Source organism: Neobacillus sp. S1227, assembly GCF_055385255.1.
The window spans coordinates 3,028,093-3,050,865 of the sequence record NZ_AP038276.1; the positions used below are offsets into that span (position 1 = coordinate 3,028,093).

At 38.2% G+C, this 22,773-nt stretch carries 19 protein-coding genes; 1 reads left to right on the plus strand and 18 read right to left on the minus strand.

Annotated features, from left to right (window positions below):
- Window positions 1-13 precede the first annotated feature (13 nt).
- On the minus strand, window positions 14-1,552 hold the full coding sequence (locus tag ACZ5AE_RS15285) for an acyl-CoA carboxylase subunit beta (RefSeq protein ID WP_464565197.1): 1,539 nt from the start codon (window positions 1,550-1,552) through the stop codon (window positions 14-16).
- 161 nt (window positions 1,553-1,713) lie between these two features.
- Here ACZ5AE_RS15285 and ACZ5AE_RS15290 point away from each other — a divergent pair, with 161 nt between their 5' ends.
- Window positions 1,714-2,607: a LysR substrate-binding domain-containing protein gene (locus ACZ5AE_RS15290; protein ID WP_464565198.1), complete on the plus strand. Its 894-nt coding sequence runs from the start codon at window positions 1,714-1,716 to the stop codon at window positions 2,605-2,607.
- 104 nt (window positions 2,608-2,711) lie between these two features.
- On the opposite strand, the gene ACZ5AE_RS15295 is transcribed toward ACZ5AE_RS15290, so the two are convergent.
- The 17 genes from ACZ5AE_RS15295 to ACZ5AE_RS15375 form a co-directional block, all read right to left on the minus strand.
- Entirely contained in the window at window positions 2,712-3,689 is a 978-nt protein-coding gene (locus ACZ5AE_RS15295; RefSeq protein WP_464565200.1) for a 3,4-dihydroxy-2-butanone-4-phosphate synthase, read from the minus strand.
- A gap of 115 nt (window positions 3,690-3,804) precedes the next feature.
- Entirely contained in the window at window positions 3,805-5,232 is a 1,428-nt protein-coding gene (locus ACZ5AE_RS15300) for an NAD-dependent succinate-semialdehyde dehydrogenase (RefSeq protein WP_464565202.1), read from the minus strand.
- A gap of 74 nt (window positions 5,233-5,306) precedes the next feature.
- Entirely contained in the window at window positions 5,307-5,744 is a 438-nt protein-coding gene (locus tag ACZ5AE_RS15305) for an acyl-CoA thioesterase (protein WP_464565204.1), read from the minus strand.
- Window positions 5,745-5,860: 116 nt separating this feature from the next.
- Complete coding sequence (locus ACZ5AE_RS15310; protein ID WP_464565206.1) at window positions 5,861-6,109, minus strand: aspartyl-phosphate phosphatase Spo0E family protein; 249 nt, start codon at window positions 6,107-6,109, stop codon at window positions 5,861-5,863.
- Between the two features lie 18 nt (window positions 6,110-6,127).
- A complete protein-coding gene (locus ACZ5AE_RS15315) occupies window positions 6,128-7,549 on the minus strand; it encodes an aldehyde dehydrogenase family protein (protein ID WP_464565208.1) in 1,422 nt (473 codons plus the stop codon).
- Window position 7,550: 1 nt separating this feature from the next.
- Window positions 7,551-9,293 carry an acetolactate synthase catalytic subunit gene (locus ACZ5AE_RS15320; RefSeq protein WP_464565210.1) on the minus strand — a complete coding sequence of 581 codons (1,743 nt, stop codon included), beginning with the start codon at window positions 9,291-9,293 and terminating at the stop codon, window positions 7,551-7,553.
- A 40-nt stretch (window positions 9,294-9,333) separates the two neighbouring features.
- Window positions 9,334-10,671 carry an LLM class flavin-dependent oxidoreductase gene (locus tag ACZ5AE_RS15325; protein WP_464565212.1) on the minus strand — a complete coding sequence of 446 codons (1,338 nt, stop codon included), beginning with the start codon at window positions 10,669-10,671 and terminating at the stop codon, window positions 9,334-9,336.
- 429 nt (window positions 10,672-11,100) lie between these two features.
- Window positions 11,101-11,982: an NAD(P)-binding domain-containing protein gene (locus tag ACZ5AE_RS15330; protein WP_464565214.1), complete on the minus strand. Its 882-nt coding sequence runs from the start codon at window positions 11,980-11,982 to the stop codon at window positions 11,101-11,103.
- Window positions 11,983-12,203: 221 nt separating this feature from the next.
- Entirely contained in the window at window positions 12,204-13,256 is a 1,053-nt protein-coding gene (locus ACZ5AE_RS15335) for an ABC transporter substrate-binding protein (RefSeq protein WP_464565216.1), read from the minus strand.
- A 228-nt stretch (window positions 13,257-13,484) separates the two neighbouring features.
- Entirely contained in the window at window positions 13,485-14,264 is a 780-nt protein-coding gene (locus tag ACZ5AE_RS15340) for an ABC transporter permease (RefSeq protein ID WP_464565218.1), read from the minus strand.
- Window positions 14,265-15,167 carry an ABC transporter permease gene (locus tag ACZ5AE_RS15345; RefSeq protein ID WP_464565220.1) on the minus strand — a complete coding sequence of 301 codons (903 nt, stop codon included), beginning with the start codon at window positions 15,165-15,167 and terminating at the stop codon, window positions 14,265-14,267.
- A 104-nt stretch (window positions 15,168-15,271) separates the two neighbouring features.
- Window positions 15,272-16,360 carry an ABC transporter ATP-binding protein gene (locus ACZ5AE_RS15350; RefSeq protein WP_464565222.1) on the minus strand — a complete coding sequence of 363 codons (1,089 nt, stop codon included), beginning with the start codon at window positions 16,358-16,360 and terminating at the stop codon, window positions 15,272-15,274.
- Window positions 16,361-17,019: 659 nt separating this feature from the next.
- Complete coding sequence (locus ACZ5AE_RS15355) at window positions 17,020-17,796, minus strand: glucose 1-dehydrogenase (RefSeq protein ID WP_464565224.1); 777 nt, start codon at window positions 17,794-17,796, stop codon at window positions 17,020-17,022.
- A gap of 29 nt (window positions 17,797-17,825) precedes the next feature.
- Window positions 17,826-18,599, minus strand: coding sequence for an SDR family NAD(P)-dependent oxidoreductase (locus ACZ5AE_RS15360; protein WP_464565226.1), 774 nt, complete (start codon window positions 18,597-18,599; stop codon window positions 17,826-17,828).
- A 321-nt stretch (window positions 18,600-18,920) separates the two neighbouring features.
- A complete protein-coding gene (locus ACZ5AE_RS15365; RefSeq protein WP_464565228.1) occupies window positions 18,921-19,985 on the minus strand; it encodes an LLM class flavin-dependent oxidoreductase in 1,065 nt (354 codons plus the stop codon).
- A gap of 469 nt (window positions 19,986-20,454) precedes the next feature.
- Window positions 20,455-20,952 (minus strand): flavin reductase family protein, encoded by a 498-nt coding sequence (locus tag ACZ5AE_RS15370; RefSeq protein ID WP_464565230.1) that lies wholly within the window; start codon window positions 20,950-20,952, stop codon window positions 20,455-20,457.
- A 104-nt stretch (window positions 20,953-21,056) separates the two neighbouring features.
- Window positions 21,057-22,472, minus strand: a complete 1,416-nt coding sequence (locus tag ACZ5AE_RS15375) for an APC family permease (RefSeq protein WP_464565232.1) — start codon at window positions 22,470-22,472, stop codon at window positions 21,057-21,059.
- Window positions 22,473-22,773: the final 301 nt, after the last annotated feature.

A 22,773-nucleotide genomic window follows, 5' to 3' on the forward strand; every position in this document is an offset into this window, starting at 1 on the left:
TTCCCCCTTAAATTTAAAAACCTGTCGGCCAGTTTGCGAGAAGCCTTTGGCTTTTTGTCCCTTTATTTAAAATCACGGATTCCAGTGCTTGGCATAAAAACTTCCGAGTTTCTCTCGGGTCAATCACATCATCGATAAGATGTTTTGCTGCAGCCTTATAAGGAGAGCTATCAAATTCCCAATTTCCTAAAAGTTCTTTTCTTGCTTCTGACGGGTCTACCGCACCTTCTAACTGCCGACCGTACACAACGTTAATTCCAACCTCTGGACCCGTAAAGTTAATTTCTGCGGTTGGCCAAGCCACCACAAAATCTGCTCCCATGTCCGGTCCGCACATATTGCTATATGCTGCTCCTATACTTTTCCGTACAATAACAGAAATTTTCGGAACGGTGGAATGAGCTAATGCTTGATTCCATACCATAATTTTCGTTGGAATCTTTGCTTTTTCCGCTTGGCTGCCTACCCGAAACCCTGGGATATCGTGTAAAAAGATAATCGGAATATGGAATGAGTCGCATAAACAGATAAAATCTGTTGCTTTATCGCATTCATTCGGACCCGCAGCACCCGCAAACTTCATCGGTTGATTGGCTATTATCCCTACAACTGTTCCGTTTAGCCTGGCCAATCCTGTAATGAGTGCTTCCCCGAAATAGGGTTTAAGTTCAAAAAAAGAACCCTCATCCACAATGACATCAATCAGTTTTTTCATATTGTAGGCTCGATTTCTTTGCGTAGGAACAATGTCCATCACGCTATCTACTAATCGATAAGGATCATCACTTGTTTCTTTAAACGGGGGCTCCTCGTTGGCATGGGAAGGCATATAGGATAGATACTTTCTGATCAAATCGATACACTTTTCTTCGTCATCCGCACTTACATCCGTTTGACCTGTTATTTCTGCGTGGAGTTTCCAGCCGCCGAGCTCCTCCGGGGTAAGTGTTTCTCCTGTAGCGACCTCGAGCATACGAGGACCCGATACGGCCATACAGGTTCCTTTTAATTGGACTGTAAAATCCGATGTGACCGCTTTCCAAGTTGGGCTGCCATAACTATCTCCTAAAATGGCCGTCATAACAGGGACGGTACGATCGTGCTTAAGGAACTGCATCGGCATCATATGTTCACTTATGCCATCAGATCCCATCCCATCAGGCATTCTGAGCCCCCCGCCTTCGGCTAGGTAGATGATCGGAAGACCTCGTTTCACTGCCAGTTCGTACAACTTTCTTGATTTACGACTTTGGACGGTGGCTCCTGTACCTGCAAAGACAGTTTTGTCGGTTGCGTGAATGACAACTTGCCGGCCTTCTATTTTTGCAAGGCCAGAAACCATTCCATCTGCAGGACTCTTTTCTCTAAACTCGTCATAATCAGAATGATTTAACATTCCAATCTCCATAAAAGAATTGGAATCAACGCACATTTCAATTCGTTCCCTCGCCGTGTTAAAGCCCAAGGAATGGTGCTTTTCTACCTTCTCTTTGCCGCCTAATTGCTGTGCTTTCACTTTTCTCTCTTCAAGATCTTCGATAAATTCTCTCATTCTATTTCACCTCAATAAAAAGCCTGGTTATGTCAACTTATCGTAGTACATTTTCTTTGTTTATACCTACGAAATTCTAGCCTAATACTAGAATATTTTGAATAATTAGTCTAATATTTATAATGAATACTTTTATACCTAAAAGGTATAACGAAAAAAGGATGATTAAGGTGGAAATTCGTCTGCTTCACTACTTTATTGCTGTTGCCGAAGAACTTAATTTTAGCCGTGCGGCTGAGAGACTTAACATTTCGCAGCCTCCGCTAAGCCGGCAAATCATCAAGCTCGAAGAGGAATTAGGTGTAAAATTACTAGATCGAACAAAACAAAAGGTGGAGTTGACGGAAGGGGGCAGAGAATTACTGAATCATTCTTATGAAATTTTGGATAGAATTGATCAGGCATTTGCAGCTACACGGAGAGTAGCAAATGGGGAAACGGGACATTTATCGATTGGATATTCAGGTAGTATGCATAATTTACTATTACAAACACTATTTTCCTTCCGAAAAAAGTTTCCAAATGTTAATATTGCACTGACTGAATTAAGTGCAACGGGTGTTAAAGAAGCTTTAGAAAAAAAAGAAATTGAAATTGGCATACTTCCCCCCTATAACAGTGACCTTTTCAATTTCTTTACAATCATTGAAACACCGTTTATTGTGGCGGTACCCCAGTCACATCCTTTAGCATCTGCACCGCCACCGCTTGATGTTAAAGCACTCGCTGAAGAAAATTTCATTCTCCCTCCTCGAAGAATTGGCACACCTTATTATGATACAATTATTTCCTTGTGCGCCCAGGCTGGCTTTAGTCCCAATATAGTTCAAGAAGTAAATGGATTAACGACAATTTTCACCCTTGTTGCTGCAGGTACGGGGATCACCATTGTGTCTAAATTGGCAATGGAACACCCTAACCAAGGGATCGTTTTTAAAGATCTACTCCCTGTTAAAACAATTGCAACATCACTAGCATGGCGAAAAGACGAAAAGTCATCCATTGTGAATAATTTTCTTACAACGGCACGGGAGTTTTTAATTAATCGCACCTAAAACAGCTTTTAGACACGGGGACGGTTCTCGTGTCTCATTTCCGCTAGAAAATGAGGCATAAGAACCGTCCCCGTGCTTCAATTTAAGAATTCTTTGCCCTAATTTTATAAACCAACTTTAATCCCTTGCTGCAATTCAAATTTATATTTAACTTCTTGAATATCATTTTCAATCTGTTGTATTAGCTGAATGATTGAAGAAAACTTTTTCTCTTCCCTTATAAAAAATTTAACCTCAACGTTAATTATCTCTTCATAAATAGAGTGATTAAAATCTAATATATGAATTTCATAAGATTTTTGCATATGATTATTTATTGTTGGTTTTACTCCAGCATTCATAACACCAAGATAGGTCTGCCCCTGCCATTTTACCTTCACACCATAGACACCATTTTTTAATCGGTCTTCATCAGTGTACAAATCGAGGTTAGCTGTAGGGTATCCAAGTTGTCTTCCAAGCTTTTGCCCATGTACTACTTGACCAAGAAGAGTACAAATTGACCTATTGTGCATTGATCTAAATAGGTCTGTAATTTTTATGGTAGGAATACCATACTCTTTTGAAATCTCTCCTACCTCCTCGAGAGTAGCCATATCCCCCTGTTTATTGAGGATTTCACATAAATAAGTAAATTCTGAAGAGCTCGAATATATTTTAGCTAAGTCGGCCGAAGCCTCGACAACACCTAAATGATCGAGGACTCCGTTATCAGAGTAAACAAGCGGAAATATATGCCCCGGCCTTTTAAAATCCTCGGGGTTTATTTCTTCATTGGTAACAGCCTTTATTGTATCTGCACGGTCAAATGCCGATATTCCTGTAGTATTAGTGTGATGATCAATGGAAATGGTGAAATTTTTATTCAGGTTATTTTCTCCATTCATCAGAGGCAAATGGAGCTGTTCTGCTTTTCTATTATTGATACCAACATAAACCAACCCCTTACCAATTTTTGTAATCAAGTTGATTTGATGTCCTGTGACGGTTTCCGCTAAGCCCATTAAAAAGCTTGAATAGGTCTCAACATCGTCAATTAGGATGACCAATTCGCCATTTTTTAATTGCTCTGTAATTTCCATAAATGAGCTCATTTAGATCCCCTCCACTTTCATTTAAATGTTAAAAAAATGTAGGTAATAATTTTTTAAAAAGAAGAGCAAAAATATACCCATTTCAATATTAGATTTGACTTTACTAATTTTTCTTTATTGCAACCGACACTAGTTTTGTTTCAAGATAGTCTTCTAAGCCATACCGTCCACCTTCTCTTCCTAACCCACTTTCTTTCACTCCACCAAAAGGAGCTTGTACAGAAAATGGCGCTGGATCATTAATTCCTACCATTCCGTATTCAAGCCTTTCTGAAACTCGGTGGGCTCTAGAAAGATCATTCGTATAAAAATAAGAAGCTAGACCATACTCAATATTATTTGCTTTTTCTAAAACCTCATCTTCTGTATTAAAACGAATTAATGGAGCAACTGGACCAAATGTTTCTTCATACGTAATTTTCATTTCTTCGTGAACATCTGCTAGTACCGTTGGTAAATAATAATAGCCATCTTTATATTCATTTTCAGTTAACGCTTTACCACCACAAAGAATTGTTGCTCCTTTTTCTACTGCATCCATAACGTGATCGTGTGCTTTACTAACAGCGTCTTGATTAACCATTGGACCCACTTGAGTATTTTCATTTAATCCTTCACCAACCACCATGGCTGCGACTTTATCTGCAAAACGCTGTGCAAATGTGTCATATATAGAATCATGTACGTAAATACGATTTGCACAAACACATTGTTGACCAGTTGATGCAAACTTGCTTATAATGGTACCTTCGATCGCAAGTTCAATGTCTGCATCTTCAAATACAATAAACGGAGCGTGACCACCGAGCTCCATGGATATACGTTTCACTGTTTCCGACGATTGACGAATGAGTTTCTTTCCTACCTCTGTAGAACCTGTAAATGAAATTTTTCGAACGTCCTTACTAACCATCAGTTCTCCGACAATGTCAGAAGAATCCCCTATGACAAGGTTCACAACACCTTCAGGCAGGCCAGCTTCGTAAAACACTTTAAAAAGCTCAAGAGCTGATAAAGGTGCCTTACTGGATGGGCGTAAAACCACTGTACAGCCAACAGCTAGGGCTGGTGCTAATTTTCTTGCTCCCATGGATAGAGGGAAATTCCAAGGTGTAATAGCACCAACTACTCCAATCGGCTGCTTTAGAACGGAAATTCTTTTATTTGATGCAGAGGCGGGAACAATATCCCCATAGACACGGCGAGCTTCTTCTGCATACCATCTAAAAAAGGCGATTGTGCTCCCAACTTCAATGCGAGCATTATAAATCGATTTACCCATCTCTTTCGTAATAGTCTGGGCAAGATGCTCTTTTCTTTCTTCCAATAGCTCCACTACTTTATGCAAATAAGTCCCCCGCTGTTCACCAGTTAGTTGAGACCATAATGGGAATGCATTTTTTGCTGCTTCTATTGCCCTTTTAGTTTCATCTTTTCCCACTAAAAAAACTTTATCAACGCATAGTCCATTTGCTGGATTTTTCACTTCTAATACCTGGTTCGTTTCTAACCACTGTCCATTTATATACATTTATTCAGTGATCCCCCTTTACAATTTATGATAAAATTCTATTAAAAATTAAATAATACCCACACTTCTATAGGTCATTTCTGATTTTGATTCTCATATTCTTCAATTCTTTCACGGATAAAAACAGGGATTGGTGCTGATGATTTGGTCCGAGCATTATAACAGACACAAACAGTTTCACCTAAAAGAATAAGATCCTCATCAGCCTCTCTCGTAATCTTATAAGAAATGGTAAAACTCGAACGACCGATTGATTTAGTGAGGACCCAGATAGTTAGCCAATCACCCAAATGAGCAGAGCTCTTATACTCTAATGTAGATTTCACTACTACATAATCAAACTCTTCATTTGCGGCAAGCTCCCGGAGATTCAACTTTAGCCCTTCGTAAAAATACTCCGATGAGGCAACATCTAAATAGGTCAAGTAATGAGCATTAAACACAATGTTTTGTCCATCTATTTCTGACCAGCGTACTTTTAGACGATGGCAAAAGTGATATTTCTCTACCATTTTATTAGATCACCTCTTTTCGAAAAAACATCACAATACTCGGTTCTTTTCATTATCTTTATCAACTAAGCGTTTGATTCCTCCATAGTAATGGATGGTTTTCATTCTTATTTCTATTAAACTTTCAAATACAATTCGTTATTTTCTATTGATTTAACTTTTAGTATGATCTTTTGTAGTTCTAACACACTTAAGTCTAATTTTTGACTTAGTTCTAAAACCTGCGGATCTTTTAATCCCTTAAGATTGATGCATTGGGTTAATACTACTCGCTGCTGTTTGATTCTCTTATTCAATTGCAATGCACGAAAGAACAACATTTTATTTTCTTCTCCTTTGTTTATTGTTCTTGTAGAATGAATCACTAGGAGTTCCACCTTTTTCTATTTTTTAATACATACCAATTTCATTTCCGTCATTTCTTCTATCGCGTATTTTAACCCTTCTCTTCCAATTCCGCTTTCTTTGACCCCGCCATATGGCATGTGATCGACTCGAAAATTCGGAATATCATTGATCATGACCCCGCCCACTTCTAAAGACTCAGCTGCCTGAAAGGCCGTTGCGATGCTCGGTGTGTAAATGCCTGCCTGAAGTCCATATCTCGAGTCATTGACATACTCAATTGCTTCTTGTACGCTGGAGACTTTATTGATTAACACAATCGGTGCAAATACTTCCTGACATGAAACTTTAGCTTTTGGATCCACATGAAGCAGTACCGTAGGCTTAAGAATATTGCCATCCGCCGAACCGCCAATAGCAATCTCTGCACCCATTTGTTGGGCCTCCTTAATCCATTGAAGGGCGCGCCCGACATCCTTGGGACTGATTAATGCAGAAACATCCGTTTCAGGGTTAAGTGGATCTCCTAATCTCAATGTTTGGGTTTGTGCCACAAATTTCTCAACAAATGAATCATAAAGCTCTTCATGAACGTACACTCTTTGTAAGGAAATGCAGACCTGGCCGGCAAATGCGAATGCACCCTTCACTGCATTAGCAATCATCGAATCGATCTCCACGCCCTTATCGACAATAAGAGCTGCATTTGAACCGAGTTCAAGCGTGACTTTTTTAAGTCCAGCCTTATTTCGAATTCCGATCCCTACCTCTGGACTTCCGGTGAATGTAATCACTTTGACCCGTGGGTCTTGAATCAACTGTTCTCCAACCGTACTGCCGCTTCCGGTTATCACATTCAAAGCTCCATTCGGAAGTCCAGCTTTTTGAAGAAGTTCTGCTAAATATAAAGAAGTCAAAGGTGTTTGTGTTGCAGGTTTTAGCACAATCGTATTACCTGCTGCAATGGCAGGGCCAACTTTATGAGCAACGAGATTCATCGGAAAATAATTAAAAGGAGTAATCGCCGCAACCACTCCTACGGATTCTCGAATCGTATAGGCGACCCGATTCTCCCCGCCGGGAGCAGCATCCATGGGAATGGTTTCCCCATGAAGGCGTCTTGCTTCTTCAGCTGCAAATTTATAGGTCATGATCGTCCGTGCGACTTCCCCCATTGCCGTTGTCCATGGCTTCGCCGCCTCTAGTGCAATAAGACGTGCACATTCATCTTGATTTTCTTCGAGTAGCTTCACTAAATTCTCTAATATGGCTGCCCGTTGATGGGCGGGCATTCTGGCCATAATTGTTTTTGCTTGTTCAGCTGACTGAATTGCAAGGTCCACTTCCGATTCAGTTGCAAATGGAATTTGAGCAATTTGTTCCTCATTATATGGACTATACAAAGGATGATATATGCTTCCTTCTAACCATTCCCCATTTATAAATAGATGTTTTTTCATTTCAAATCCTCACTTTTACTTTATCTATCGATGAGAACTTATTCGAATCTAACCCCGCCATGGCTTTCACTGGAGGTATATTAATAGGATCAGATAATAAATCAATCATAACCATTTCATCCGATTGAAACGCTTCATCAAGAGCAGCAGGAATTTCAGCGATGGATTCAACCTTAATTCCCTTAATCCCGCATGCCTCTGCTATCTTGGTATGGTCTACAGACGAAAAATCACATGCATTTGTATATCGACCATACCCTGCGGTTTCGCCATATTTCTGATAACCTAGAATGCCATTATTGATCACGACTAAGACAACTTGAATGCCATGTCTTTTACAAGTTTCTAGTTCGCTCCAAACATGGCCAAACCCACCATCGCCCACAAGACAAAAAACTTTATGATCTGGTTTGGCAATTTTTGCACCCATCGCCATCGGTAATCCCCAGCCTAATCCAGCAAGTCCTCTTGGAAAAATAAATTTTCTCTTTTGTATAGCTTTAAGATAGTTCGCATTCCAAACTGATGAAATACTAGCGTCAGCAACAATAATATGGTTATCCTCTAATCTCTTTTCGACTTCAGATAAAAACTTCTCTACTTTCACTTTTCCCGATTCAGCTTCAATGAGGTCTTCCATATCTTGTATATGCCTGTCTCTAGCAATCTGAATGGTCGTTTCAACACTGTCTCTACTCTCTATTCTTTTTTCTAGCCCTTTTTTCAATAACCTTTCTTTCAAAGCAGCTAAGGTTAATTTTGCGTCTCCTACTAATCTTAATGATTCATAGTTTCTGCCAATTTCACTTGGATCAATATCAATGTGTATATATTTTGCCTCTTCAGGTAAAAGGGACCATGTGTCTGTTCCATTTTGGTTCGTACGGTTACCAACGAGCAAAATGACATCTGCATTTTGAACAAAGCTAGTTAAATGGTGGCTTACTCCTCTTTTTCCCATGTAATACCCGATAGGCCCAATGCTTAACGGATGCTCTTCATCAACAGACCCTTTTCCCATTGTTGTTGTTGCAACAGGAATGGAGCATTCTTCTTGTAATTCTCTTAATTCCTGGATAGCTCCAGAGGAAATCACACCGCCGCCGGCATAAATAATAGGTTGCTTGGCATTTTGTAATAAATCTGCCGCTTCATCGATTTTTGTTAAATCCGCGATACTTCTATCTAAAGGAAAGACTCCTGCATTTTGCGTTCTTCTTGGATCAATTAAATATTCTTTTAGGTCACCAATAATATCCTTAGGGCACAGCAAAACTGTTGGACCTGGTCTTCCACTTGCTGCGATAGAAAAAGCTCGATCGACATAATCTTCAATTCTTTCTTGAATCGGTATTTTCTTTACCCATTTGGCAACACCTCTAAAAAGTTCAAGGTGGTCCAATTCCTGAAAAGCATTTTTTTCTTCATGTTTTCTTGAAACTTCTTCAACAAGAGCTACGACAGGGTAAGAAGCCTTCATACATTCTGCTAACCCTGGTACTAAGAGCGTTGCGGCTGGTCCGTTTTGTGCCGTGACAACTGGAATGGTATTCGTACACATTGCGTAAGCTTGTGCCATATAGGTTCCTGCATTTTCTTGTCTATATCCAATTTGTTCAATGCCTAGATCCATACATGCAAGGGTTACGGATGGCGGGTTACTTTGCCCAAAAATATATTTGACTCCATTACGTTTTAAAGCTAAAGCAATTCTCTTCGCATTTGTAGCATACTGTTTTTCCATTAATCATTATCTCCCTTTTCCTTATTTTCCACGTCTACTGTTACTTGTTTGTGATTAAACGCTTTTTTAAGCTATTCTTGTTTTCAGGGATGCTCAATCCCAAATTCCCTCGTAATGTAGACGCTTCATATTCTGATCGATACAATCCACGTTCTTGCAATATAGGAATAACTTTATCAACAAAATCATGTAACCCAGTTGGTAAAAGAGGACTTAATAACATAAATCCATCCGCTGCTCCTCCTTCAAACCATTTCTGTAATTGATTTGCTACATGTTCAGGAGTTCCGATTAAATCATGCCTAGGTGTATTTGATTCTAGAGCAGCTTGGCGAAGCGACAAATTCTTTTCTTTGACTCTCTTCTTTAATCTATTTGTGATTGTTTCCCAACCATTTTTTGTGTACTCCCAGATGTCAGGAAATTCATCATCAAGTGGATATTTTGTCAAATCAATATCACTAAAATAGCGACTCATAAAGTTCAATGCAGCGTTTACATCTACTAAATTAGCAATTTTTTGATAGTTTGCTTCTGCCTCTTCTGGTGTATCTCCAATAATTGGACCAATTTGCGGCAAGATAAGAACTTTATCAGGTAATCTTCCATAATCCACAGCAAGTTGTTTAATATCTGCATATACTTTCTGTGCTTCCTCAAATGTGGATGCCACAGTAAAAACAGCATCAGCATGACGAGCAGCAAATTCACGCCCAGCTTTTGAACCACCTGCTTGAAAAATAACTGGATGCCCCTGTTTGGAACGATGAATATTTAAAGGGCCTTGAACAGAGAAAAATTCTCCTTCAAAATTTACACGATGCATTTTTTCTTTATCAAAGAAAACCCCTGAATCTTTATCCCGTATGAAGGCATCATCTTCCCAAGAATCCCAAAGTCCCTTGACCACTTCCACAAATTCCTCGGCTATTTTATAGCGAAGGTCGTGTTCAGGAAGCTCTTTCTCCCCATAGTTTCTTTGAGTCCCTTCTAAAGCAGAAGTCACAACATTCCAAGCTGTACGACCATTATTTAGTAAATCGATCGACGCAAATTGTCTCGCAACATTATAAGGTTCACTATAGGTTGTAGATAAAGTTGCAGCCAATCCGATATTTTTCGTTTCCATCGCAAGCGCTGCCAATATGGTCAGCGGTTCAAATCGCACTAAAAAGTTAGGGTGTGATTTTTCACTAATATAAAGCCCATCCCCAAAAAACACATAGTCCATTTTCCCTTCTTCAGCTTTTTTTGCTAGATCTCTTAAATAAGAGAAATTAACAGATGCATCTGGTGTTGCCTGCGGATGTTTCCATGAATCGACGTTCCAACCAGTTCCACTTAAAAACGCACCAATATGAATTTTTTTACCCTCCATTTGTTGGTCCTCCATTTCATTCCGTTAAAAAATTTGAGACTTTATTTGGAATTTATCTCTACACACTTATTATTCATGCAAATTACATGCCAACTATTTAAAATAAAAAGTATATAGCAATAAAATATTGCGTTAGTACACAAAAAAAGGAAAAACCTATTACCTTAATAGGAATGACATAATTATCTATTTGGTTGATCCCTCATGAATTAACGCAAGCAAGCTGGATAACTATTGCATTAATGCATCATTTATTTTTTCATTCAATGTTTTTGCATTTTTGCATCACGACAAACTTAAACAAATGTGATTGGTCATTTTGAATTGGAAGTATCAACATCATTTTGAACAAAAAAAAGATTGCCCTACACTATGAAAGTGTGGAGTAATCTTCTCTTCACTCGAACCTAGAGCTGGAAATTTTTTCAGCTAACTCTTTATGATTTCAGACATCAAAGCAACAAGACCTTTTTTTCCATGTCCTTTATTCACTGCTGATTCCATTATTTGTAACATTCCTTCACTGAACGTTGGATTAATACCGCTTTCCTTCATGGATGATACGACAGTTGATAAACCGTAATACTCAGTTTCAAGGAATGCCTCTTGAGAATCCACATATTCTTCAGGAATACCGTTTGAGAAAGCATTTACTAACTGTCGTGTCATAAACTTTGGAAGCCCCGGCCTAATTTTCTCCGTAACCTTCATGAGTTTTTCCACTGATAAATCATGTTTGTTAGCAAGCGCTACCGACTCCAGCATAGAATAGAATACAGCCAAGTGGTAGTCCACCACAACACCAAGATCTACAATTGCAGCGGCGGCAGGGTTTCTGTCTATAAATATAGGTTCCTTGGAAAGTGCTGACAAAACAGGTTGAATCTCATTAAATAACTCCTCATCTCCGGAATAAATAAAAACCCCGGAACTAGTGCCAACCTCTGGTGGGTAACATTCGATTTTTGCATCTAAATATTTAGCACCTTTCTCCTGCACATAACGACAAATTGATTCGATTTCACTTGGTTTAGCAGTAGTTGTGTTAACGATCTTTTTTCCTATCAATGCGTTTGCTTCACAGTCCTTTATTACTTTTTCTGCAACAGTATGATTAGGCAAACATAGGACTATAAAGTCGCTGTCTAGCGCTAAATTTAGATTGGGGGCGACCTCAACATCCTGTCCTGAAAACTTCTTAATAGTTTTTGGGTTAGTACTAACGAGTTTTATCCTGTTCCCTTCTTTTAAAAATGCATGTATTAATGCACTTCCCATCAGTCCAGCACCTACAACAGTAATATTGACCATAATGTTCCCCTTTTTATTTTTACGACTTTAGATATGCAATTATTTTATTTTTCTATGAAAATTAATAAAAAAGAAAAGTATGCTCATTTCTTGGTATTGTAAAATCTTAAAAACAAACAATCCAGAGAAAGAGATACTTTTTCTTAATTGGGAGGCAATAATATTTATTATAATGATTTAAAAATAGAATCCTCTATAGAATCACATGTTTCTATCCTGCTTTATTTAAGAAGAAACTTTTGCCAACGCTCGTTAACTTTATCAAAATTCTCCACCCACCACTTTGCGTCAATCTTGATAAAGCTCTTAGTCTCCTCAGGAGTAGGCAGATTTTTCTTTGCCTCTTCAGACACGAAATTATAGTAATCTGGATTAGTCATTGGATAGAAGAGAATATCACTAACTTTCGCTAGTCTTTTAGGGTCAAGAGAATAATTGATAAATTTCATTGCCAAATCCTTGTTAGCACTACCTTTTGCAACAGCCCAAGTTTCCCCAGTCAAAACACCTTGATTATATACTACATCGACAGGTGCCCCTTCTTTTTTAGCTACAAAAACGGCTGAAGTCCAGACTGAACTTGCTGCAACTTCACCAGTCTGTAACAATTGACGGTGTTGCGCACCTGTATCCCACCAAACAGTAACATCCTTTTTGATCTTTTCTAAGCTTTTAAACGCTCTGTCAACATCTAAGGGATATAGTTCACTTGGTTTTACACCATCCGCAATTAGTGCTGCTTCAAGTGTATATGTTGGATAATTCCAAAGCGCACGAGGTCCTGGGAAGTTTTTGGTATCCCAAAACTCTGCCCAAGATTGGGGATGTTTGTCCTTAAAAGCATTTGTATTGTACCCTATTGCAACTGGGACAATCATGAATTTCACGCCGTAATCATATGCATTTCCCGGAAGGAGCTTCTCCGTATTAATAATGTTGTAATCCATCTTTTCCAACAAACCTTTATTACCACCACGGATTGAAAAATCTTCATCGACAGCAACGACATCCCATTCGGGTACTCCGCCCGCTTCTATCATAGCTGTAAATTTGCCGTAGTCCATATTTACACTTGTAATCTTGACATTGAACTCTTTTTCAAAAGAATCATAAAATGCTTTTCTATAAGCCGTGCGGCCTGAACCACCCCAATCTGCAATGACAAGTTCTCGAACTTTTTCTTTTTGGTTTTGACTTGCTTCATTTGAACCGCAAGCGGCAAGCCCTACTATTAACATTAAGGCCATCAATAAAACCACAATTTTTTTTCTCATTTCCTACACCCCTTTTAATCATATATTCTATAATGCTATTAACTTTCGCCACGTTCACCCCATTCTGGAATGATCATCATCACCTCCTTGAATGCCTTATTGGTTTCATCGATATGCGTATTAGTGTGATGTGGACAAAATACAATACAACAATTGCAATTGGAGTAGAATTGATAAAAGTATGTGTATCGAGTCACTCTACAATAACCTACAATTCAATGCGGACGATTAAACTTCTATTTTGCTTTTACGAGACAATCCTGTTATCCATCTATTCAATAAATAGAAGATAATCGTGATTAAAATAAAGATGGTGGAAACGACTGCAACGGTCGGGTCGATACTTGTCCTCATAGTTTCCCACATTAAAATCGGCAATGTCCTGGTTTTTGCACCTGTAATAAAAATCGATACAATAACTTCATCCAGCGATACAATGAAAGCAAATAGTGCCCCAGATAATAAACCTGGTCGAATTAAAGGTAGTGTTACTTTAAAAAAAGCTCCCACGGGCGTGGAACCCATCCCCATCGCGGCAAGTTCCAGATTTTTATCTATTCCTTTAAGAATAGCCGTCACTGTAACAAATACAAGCGGAAACGCAATTACCGTATGTGCCAATATAAGACCAAAAACGTTGTTTGTTAGATTAAGTGGAGCAAATGAGTGATATAAAGTAATAGCGACGATAATGACTGGAATAACCATCGGAAATACCATCAAACCCATGAACGCCTTTTTACCCCAAAAATTTAATTTCGTAACCGCTAACGAAGCCATCGTTCCCAGAACCGTAGATATCAACATGGTAATTAAGGCAACACCCAAACTTAGTTTAAACGCTTCGACCCATTCAGTATTTTCAATAAATGCGTTGTACCACCTTAAGGAATAACCCGGAGGCGGAAACTGAAAAAGGGCACTAGATGTTAATGAGATCGGTATGATAATTAATACGGGAGCAACAAGACCAACCACAACGAGCACGGCAAATATTCTCAACCACATCTATTCCCCCTCCTTTAAAATCGGATTTTTACGAATGAATAAATAGGAAAGCATCAACAACAATAAAGTAATGATAAAGAGAAAAAGCGCAAGCGTGGCGGCAAGATTCCAGTTCAAGGTTCTCGTTATATTTTGCGAAATGAGTGTAGCAATCATCATATCCTTGGATCCTCCAAGTAATGCTGGAGTAATATAATATCCTAATGACATGACGTATACGAGCAAGCTTCCAGAAAGCACACCTGGTAGAGACAGTGGTAAATAAATTTGTAAAAAAGCTTTAAATGGTTTCGCTCCGAGCCCTTGCGCCGCTTGAACCAATCGCGTGTCAATACCTTGCATGACCGAAATAAGACTTAATACCATATACGGCAAGAGAATATGTGACATCCCAATAATGACACCTGTCAAATTAAATAGCAGCGGTAATGGTTCTGAAATGATGCCAATGTTAATCAAAAATTTATTTATCACTCCCTGATCCTGCAGCAGAATAGTCCATGAAAATGTTCGAGCGATTATGCTAATCCAAAGTGAAATCGCAACGACACTTATGATTGCTATTTTCCAAGATTTTGATTTCATGTGAACAATATAATAGGCGAATGGATAGGAAATTAATAGAGTAATAATGGTCACATATGTGGCAAGCTTTATTGTTGTCCAGATTACCTGTAAATAGACAGTAGTTGAAAACATATCAAGAATGTATTTTAATGTAAAACCGTTTTCGTCAAAAACACTAAGTTTTAAAAATCCAATCAAAGGAAACATAAGGAAATAAAGAATATAAAATAGAGGTGCTGCCAAAAGAATCCATTTTAGCACATTAATGCGTGACAATTTATATGCTAAGGGCACGTTCCTTGGGACGTGTGTATTCATTTCTGTTTTAAGTTCCATTAAATGACCTCCTACTTTACTTTGGCAGTCAGGCTAAAAAATTTCTAAAAATATTCTCCATCTGTAAATACTTAATTCTTTTAGCCAATTATCAGTTTTACTACCTAGTCTTTTTGAATCAACAGAGCTTCTTTGCTATTACAACCCAAACGGATTTCTCTACCCATTTCAATCGGACTTGATTCTGTATAAGGCACCTTCACGAGAATCTCTTGCCCGTTAGGAGTTTGAGTTTTAATTTTTAATGCTTCACCAAGATAAATAACTTCAGTCACTTTTACCTGAATAATATTCTCAAAATTAGAATTGTCCTGAACAATTTTTAAGTTCTCTGGACGAATCGCAACAAATATCTCTGTATTTTCTTTTACCGATGCTACGTTTTCTGCTGTAGCGTTAATAATCTGCTCGCCGAAAATTTTCACTTTAGCGAAATCTGTATTCGCTTCCATAATCGCGCCCTCAAGTAAATTAATTTCTCCAATGAACTCCGCTACAAAACGATTTTGGGGTTTATTATAAATTTTTTTAGGAGTGTCAACCTGTTTTATGCAACCGTGGTCCATGATACAAATGCGGTCAGACATGGTCAATGCTTCTTCTTGATCATGTGTGACACTAATTGTCGTTATCCCAACTTTTTGTTGAATAGATTTAATTTCCAATTGCATCTGTTGCCGTAAGTTTTTATCCAATGCACCAAGAGGCTCGTCTAACAATAATAACGGGGGTTTAAACACAATTGCCCTCGCTAGTGCTACGCGCTGCTGCTGGCCTCCGCTTAATTGATCCGGATATCGGGATTCAAAATTCTCCAAACGGACCAATCTAATTATTTCTTTCACCCTGTCATGCAAATCTTTTTTCTTAGTTTTACGAAGTTTTAAAGGATAGGCTATATTATCGTAAACCGTCATGTGCGGGAAAAGCGCATAGTTTTGAAACATCATTCCAAACCCTCGTTCATACGCTTTCTTTTTTGAGATATCCTGAGAATCCAATAATATTTCACCATTGGTTATATCTTCAAATCCGGCTATCAACTTTAAAAGTGTAGTTTTTCCAGATCCACTCGGCCCTAGGATTGTTAAAAATTCACCTTTTTTTACTGTCAGGTTTACATGTTCAAGTGCCAAAAAATTTTTATAAGACTTTGAAACATTATTGATTAATAAGCTATCACCTAATACCATTCATTAACCTCCTGTAAAATTATTTAAAATATATCTGCACTCACATACTTATATAAGCAATTTCCATGCCACTTTTCCAAAAATTCAAAAAAATCGTAACTTCTCTTACCGAAAATGAATAACTTTACATTTGAGGCTAATAATATCTAGCAATTAGTAAACTTTCGAGCAAGAAAAATTCATAAGTATTACTCCTTGCATAAAAAAAATTAGGTGAGATATTACATCATTTTTGATAATTACCATCATTTTTGATGCAATTTTACATGTATATTAATAAAACCTTCCCCTGTATAAAGGGAAGGTTTTTAGCAACATCTAAATATGTCAAATGATGAGCGTTAAACACTATGCTTTGTCCATCAATTTCTTACCAACAGACCTTAAGTCGATGGGTAAAGAGGAAATTCTCTACCATTTTATTGGCCCCCCTATAACCTCTAAACCTGAATACTTCGATAAATATTTATACTCAAAGATATATTAATGATGCAATACTTCATCAAAATTTAAACATCATATAAGCGTTATTACATCAGGAGTGGAACTCCATAATATTTCAGTGCTAAATACAACTATGAAGTTTAGCTATTTTATAGATGATGTCTAGCAAAACAAACTAGACGACAGACAAAAAAAGAGCGAAAAAATCGCTCCTTTTATTTCGCCGTATAACCGCCATCAACCATTAGTGATGCACCAGTGATAAACCTAGATTCATCTGAAGCTAGAAATAAGTCAGTGTAGGAAATATCAATAGGTTCGCCAAGATATCCGATAGGATGGGATTTTTTTGCTCTTTCTAAATAATCATTCAATTCAAGATTTAAAGACTCCGCCTCTATTTCAACCATCGCTGTTTTAACGGCTCCCGGGTGGACAGAATTAACCCGGATTTTATATCCTTTTTCTCCGCAGCTAAGTGCAGCTGATTTTGTTAATACAGTCACTGCCCCCTTAGATGCACTATAGGCAAAAGTTCCACCAAACCCATACACACCATGGATAGAGGAGCGATTGATAATTGAACATAATTCCCCATTATTTTTCATCGCTTGTATCGCATACTTTGTACCCAAAAAGACTCCCGTCGCATTTATAGCCATCATTTTATTCCAATCGTCTAATGTTGTTTCTTCAATATCATTAATCTGAACAATCCCCGCATTATTCACTAAGATATTAACCTTTTGATAGTGAGAAAGGGTAGTGTCGATAACGTTTTTCCAGTCCCTTTCACTGGTTACATCCTGCTTGATAAAAATGGCCTCAAAACCATCATGTTTTATTTTTTCCGCCATTTCTATACCTTCACGGTCTTGAATATCCGTGATAACAACCTTTGCCCCCTCTTTTGCAAATAGCTCTGAAGTTGCTCTTCCCATTCCGGATGCTCCGCCGGTTACAATAGCAACTTTACCATCCAATCGGCCCATATGAATACCCCATTCCTTTCTTGTCTAATTTATGATTGAGAAGTCTGTCCACCATCTACTGGATAAGAACAACCGGTGACATAAGAGGCTTTATCAGAGGCTAAGAATAGAACAACCTGTGCAATTTCCTCTGGATTGGCAAATCGCTTCATCGGTACCTTTTCACCAGATCTTTTGATAACTGCTTCGGGATCATTCGGATTTAAAATCTTTCCAACCTCATGCATCAGATTTGTATTTACTGTAGCTGGACAAACCGCATTAACCCGAATACCGTCTGTTGCATGTTCTGCAGCTGCGGCACTGGTTAAACCAACAACAGCATGCTTACTTGCAATGTAAGGCGATATTCCACTTGAGCCCCTTAATCCATCAACAGATGCAGTATTGACAATGGCACCTGATTGTTGAGCTTTCATCACCCGTAAAACATGCTTCAATCCGTAGAAAACGCCCTTTACATTGACATTTAAAACAAAGTCTAAATTTTCAGATTTTTGTTGTGTTAAAAGCCCCAAATCTCCTACTACTCCTGCATTGTTGAAGAAAACATCTATTCTATTAAACTTCTCTACAGTCTTATTCACGTAAGAAATTACATCCTCTTCTTTTGTTACATCTGAAACAACTGTTAAAACACGGTCTTTATTTAACTGTAGCTCATCCACTACCCGATCTAAGGCATTTTGATTTACATCCACTAGAACTAGATTAGCTCCCTCTTGTGCAAAAAGTTTGGCAGAAGCCTTCCCGATTCCCCCGGCACCACCTGTAATAACGACTACCTTGTTTTCGAAATCCATTAAAAATCCTCCTACTTGATTAGTAATTTGAGTATAGTATTCGTCCCTATCATGCTAGACATTTTAAAATAAGAAGGCAAGGACAGGTAAGGAATAATCTTTTTATTCTTTTGGAACAGAAAAACAATAATCTATAACCGTTTGAACTCTATAATTTCTGTAGAATTCGGGGAGGACAACTAAAATATCACCTTCAGTGTATCGTTTCCATTCACCTTCTTGTTTTACTTCAAAATCTCCGGATAATATCTTTTTTTCGTTCTTTCTCCTTGTCTTCACCTTTCTACTAAAAGAAAATAGTATTCGTGTATTTAAGACGGTTTAAGATGTTGAATAATACTGTTTACGATTATGTTTCAATCGAGGAACCACCTCTTCCACAAGCAATTTCATGGATTTCTTCCACACTTCCGGCTGCTCAGTGTAATCATATCCAGTAACTAAAAGGGTACCGAAGCCACCTATTTCCTCATAAAGTGTGTCTAGTTTTTTTGCTACGGTTTCAACTGAACCAATTAGTCCATTTGTCTGAATCAAATATTCTGCACTGACTTTTTTATCTGGGACATAAAGTGGTATAAACATTTCTTTGTAAACTCTTCCCATACAAGAATTGATCGATTGTTCATAAGCCTCTTCATCTGTATCTGCGACAAAGACATCTTTTGAGACTCTCCATTCTTGACGATCTGGCGTTTTTCCGCTCAGTTGCGCACCCTCTTCAATAGCATCCCAGTGACTTGCAACGATACTATTGTCCACGCCACCAAAGCTCATCGGGATAAAACCATACTGTCCTGCTTTTTTCAGTGTTCCTGACCCCTTACTCATACCTGAAACTCCAATTGGCGGGTGGGGCGTTTGATATGGTTTAATATGAGGTCCTAATCGTCCTTCAGCTGAGTAACCTGGCTGGTTAACGTTCCAAAATTTCCCCTTATACTCAAAAGGACCTTTCTCTGTCCAAACTTTCAAGATAATTTCTAAGGCCTCAGCGAACATTCTATGATGTTCTCCAGCTGCCATATCTATATCAAAATAAGTTTGATCCGTTAGAACGGAACCTGCCCCAACTCCCACCATAAGTCTTCCTTGAGATAAATGATCCAAGTAGGCAAGCCGGTGAGCCAGTTCTACAGGATGATGTAAAGGTAATATGTGGGCACCTGGAGCTAATTTAATTCTTTTCGTCTCACGCAGTGCTTGTGCAATAAGTAAATCAGGCGAAGGAATTGGTTCCCATTTGAATGTAAAGTGCTCCCCAATCCAAACTTCTTCATAACCCAATGAATCTGCTTCTTTAATAACTTCCAGATTCCATTGCGTAGCATCATACATGGTCCTTTCAGGGGGATGAACCGGCTGTAGAAATAGACCTAATTTCATAAAAATCCTCCTTCGTTAAACATTTATTTTAGAAAAAGTGACAGAAACACATTCACTTAATTATATTAGCAATTTTCATGCCATTTTTAGGAGTGTCTAAAAATTTAGCCTTTTCAATTTATATATAGATGTTTAAAGTTTTCAGATAATCTCAAAATCTATTCTCGGTATCCAAGTAAACGATGTGTTAATGCATCATTTTAAATGCATATCATTGTCATCGATGTGTTTCTACATCGAATTTTTTTATAAGGTACTGCCTCAATCTACATTTTAGACAACACCGGTTACAAAGTCACTTGCTTTTGTACCTAAATAGAGTGCTGCACCCTTAACTTGATTGGTCCTTTTGGAACGGCACTATCAACATCTTTTTGAACTAAAAAAAGATTGCCTAACACTTTTTAAAGTGAAAGACAATCTTTCTTTTTCTGCCAAGGTGCGGCAAGGAGAGCCAGTTTAGCCTTGTTTACTTTGGCCAGTTTGCTGGAATAGATCCGATATTTCTATTAAAAAAGAGTAACGGATCTTTATCCTGAACAGCTAAATCAATCACTTGCCCTAATAAAATATAATGATCTCCAGCTTCAATTTGTTGAACCTTTTTACATTCCATGGTACCCAATGAACCATCAATGATTGGCAAACCATTTTCTGAAACTCTCCAATTCACCTTTGAGAAACGGTCTTCATCCTTCCCTGCAAATGCCCAGCACGCGTCACCTTGATCTGATGCCAATGTGTGAATCGCAAATTTTTCAGCATTTAAAAATTGGGCTAAAGAAGATACCCTTTTATCAATAGACCAGAGGACTAAAAGAGGGTCCAAGGATACAGAAGCAAAAGAATTAACTGTAAGTCCTGCTGCTTTTCCTTCTCCATCCAAAGTAGTGACAATCGTAACACCTGTTGGATATTGGCTCATAATTTGTTTGAAAATGTTTGCATTCGTCGATACTTGATTCACTTTACATCATCCTTTTCATTTTATATTTATAGTTTTCTACCATTTTGTTACCTTGAGATTTCAATAAAAGCTTGAGCGACAATTTCCCCTCATTTTCTAAGCGCCTACATTTTTAGTTGTTCGCTAAATGATGGGCCTGGAATCACGCCACCAGTTCTTGGTTCAGTATCTTCTACATCCAGTTCAAAATTTTCTTCAACATGAACTTTTCCTGTATTGACAAGGTAGTTCGAAAGCAGATAAAGAAGGGCAATTGCCACCACATTAATCAATATTTGAATAACCGATACCCCTTGAATTGAGAGATAGAATATCACAAGTGCCAAAATAATAGCGATCATACTAGCTATTCTGTAAGACATGCTCGTTACTTTAGCCCCTGCCCTGTCGAACAATTCAGGGTGTTTCTTGGGCAACCTCAGGATGGCTACATATAATACCACTGTCGCAATGGCAGTGATAAAGGCAAATTGGTAAAGGAGGGCAGTAATTGGAATTTCTAATGCAACAATAATGAGAATAGCCCCTTGCAATAAGGTATAGATCACAATTGGTGTCCCTTTTTTCGACTTCTTTGCAAGTACTTTAGGGAACCATCCTTCTTTCGCCGTTTGCAACATACCTGCCGTAGTAACTGGGACCAAACCAAGATAGGAAGTCAGAATAGCCATGATTGGTCCACCGATCACGAAGAACAGTGCCAGATATTTAGGCATAATCTCCTCAGCAACTACAGTCAATGGTTGATTGGCTACCTGTTCAATTGGAAGGACATTCGCGCCCACAATGGTCACAACCACCCAAGAGATGATCATGGCTCCACCGCCAACCAACATTGCCTTCGGAATATTTTTCGTCGGTCTTTTCGCTACCGGACCGTAATAAAGAATATAATAATATCCGAAAGTATAGAAGATAAGGAGGGGAATCCCCGCCGTAATTCCATCCATTCCTTTATAAAAGTAATTTGGTTCATTAAAATTGAACGGATTGATATTGTTATTTACTAAATAATAAATACCAATGATTGAAAATAGGGTGAGCGCTATCAAAAGAATAATTGTAAATAAGCTTTGAAACCTGGCAAAGCCCTCAATGCCTATCATAAGAATGACATACACAATCAGGACAATCCCAATAGCGACAGCGGTCTTATTTAAGTTAGGGAAAAGCGCGACGATATATGAACTGATCGCCAATGGATATGTAGCGTAAAATATGATATCAGTTATATAGATATATTGGGTCAATCCGCCTATCTTTGGACCCAGGTTTTCCATTATGATCGAATACTGGCTTCCCTTCACAGTAGCTAATTTACTCAGCATATAAAATGGTAATGCAAGGCCAATCCCTATCAAAAGGCAGATCAAGACAGTGAAAATGGTCGAACGCCCACCTAAAGCGATCGCGAACCCAATATAGGATACAATGGCTCCCCCAAGAGACATACCAATTGTATTAAATACTAATGACCCAAGCCCAAGTTTACTAGTTTGAGTGTCTGCAGAATTTTGCATCTATATCCTCCCTACTTTTATTAAGGCGTGTTAAACTGGCTGTTGATTTTTCTTGATATCACCTCATTAACTATGTTTCCCAATTTTCAGATATTTGTAACAATACCTATATCTGGTTCACCCTAGGTCGCTAGCCTCCCAACATCTGTACGAATCTGCTTGATTAGTTGAACAATAAACGTTTCTAAATCATCCTTCCTTTGTACGAAGCGTATTTGAAGGAAAACTACAGAGGAATTTTTCCTTCTCCATCTATTCCCTTTATACTTGAATCTGCTTCGTCATTTAATAGAAATTCTAC

Coding starts and splice junctions, on each gene's coding strand:
- ACZ5AE_RS15325 (WP_464565212.1), bottom strand. CDS start 10,671: ATGGAGGGTAAAAAAATTCATATTGGTGCGTTTTTAAGTGGAACTGGT.
- ACZ5AE_RS15375 (WP_464565232.1), bottom strand. CDS start 22,472: ATGCAAAATTCTGCAGACACTCAAACTAGTAAACTTGGGCTTGGGTCA.
- ACZ5AE_RS15295 (WP_464565200.1), bottom strand. CDS start 3,689: ATGGAAATTACAGAGCAATTAAAAAATGGCGAATTGGTCATCCTAATT.
- ACZ5AE_RS15365 (WP_464565228.1), bottom strand. CDS start 19,985: ATGAAATTAGGTCTATTTCTACAGCCGGTTCATCCCCCTGAAAGGACC.
- ACZ5AE_RS15315 (WP_464565208.1), bottom strand. CDS start 7,549: ATGAAAAAACATCTATTTATAAATGGGGAATGGTTAGAAGGAAGCATA.
- ACZ5AE_RS15340 (WP_464565218.1), bottom strand. CDS start 14,264: ATGTGGTTGAGAATATTTGCCGTGCTCGTTGTGGTTGGTCTTGTTGCT.
- ACZ5AE_RS15345 (WP_464565220.1), bottom strand. CDS start 15,167: ATGGAACTTAAAACAGAAATGAATACACACGTCCCAAGGAACGTGCCC.
- ACZ5AE_RS15320 (WP_464565210.1), bottom strand. CDS start 9,293: ATGGAAAAACAGTATGCTACAAATGCGAAGAGAATTGCTTTAGCTTTA.
- ACZ5AE_RS15300 (WP_464565202.1), bottom strand. CDS start 5,232: ATGTATATAAATGGACAGTGGTTAGAAACGAACCAGGTATTAGAAGTG.
- ACZ5AE_RS15335 (WP_464565216.1), bottom strand. CDS start 13,256: ATGAGAAAAAAAATTGTGGTTTTATTGATGGCCTTAATGTTAATAGTA.
- ACZ5AE_RS15290 (WP_464565198.1), top strand. CDS start 1,714: ATGATTAAGGTGGAAATTCGTCTGCTTCACTACTTTATTGCTGTTGCC.
- ACZ5AE_RS15285 (WP_464565197.1), bottom strand. CDS start 1,552: ATGAGAGAATTTATCGAAGATCTTGAAGAGAGAAAAGTGAAAGCACAG.
- ACZ5AE_RS15355 (WP_464565224.1), bottom strand. CDS start 17,796: ATGGGCCGATTGGATGGTAAAGTTGCTATTGTAACCGGCGGAGCATCC.
- ACZ5AE_RS15350 (WP_464565222.1), bottom strand. CDS start 16,360: ATGGTATTAGGTGATAGCTTATTAATCAATAATGTTTCAAAGTCTTAT.
- ACZ5AE_RS15305 (WP_464565204.1), bottom strand. CDS start 5,744: ATGGTAGAGAAATATCACTTTTGCCATCGTCTAAAAGTACGCTGGTCA.
- ACZ5AE_RS15330 (WP_464565214.1), bottom strand. CDS start 11,982: ATGGTCAATATTACTGTTGTAGGTGCTGGACTGATGGGAAGTGCATTA.
- ACZ5AE_RS15360 (WP_464565226.1), bottom strand. CDS start 18,599: ATGGATTTCGAAAACAAGGTAGTCGTTATTACAGGTGGTGCCGGGGGA.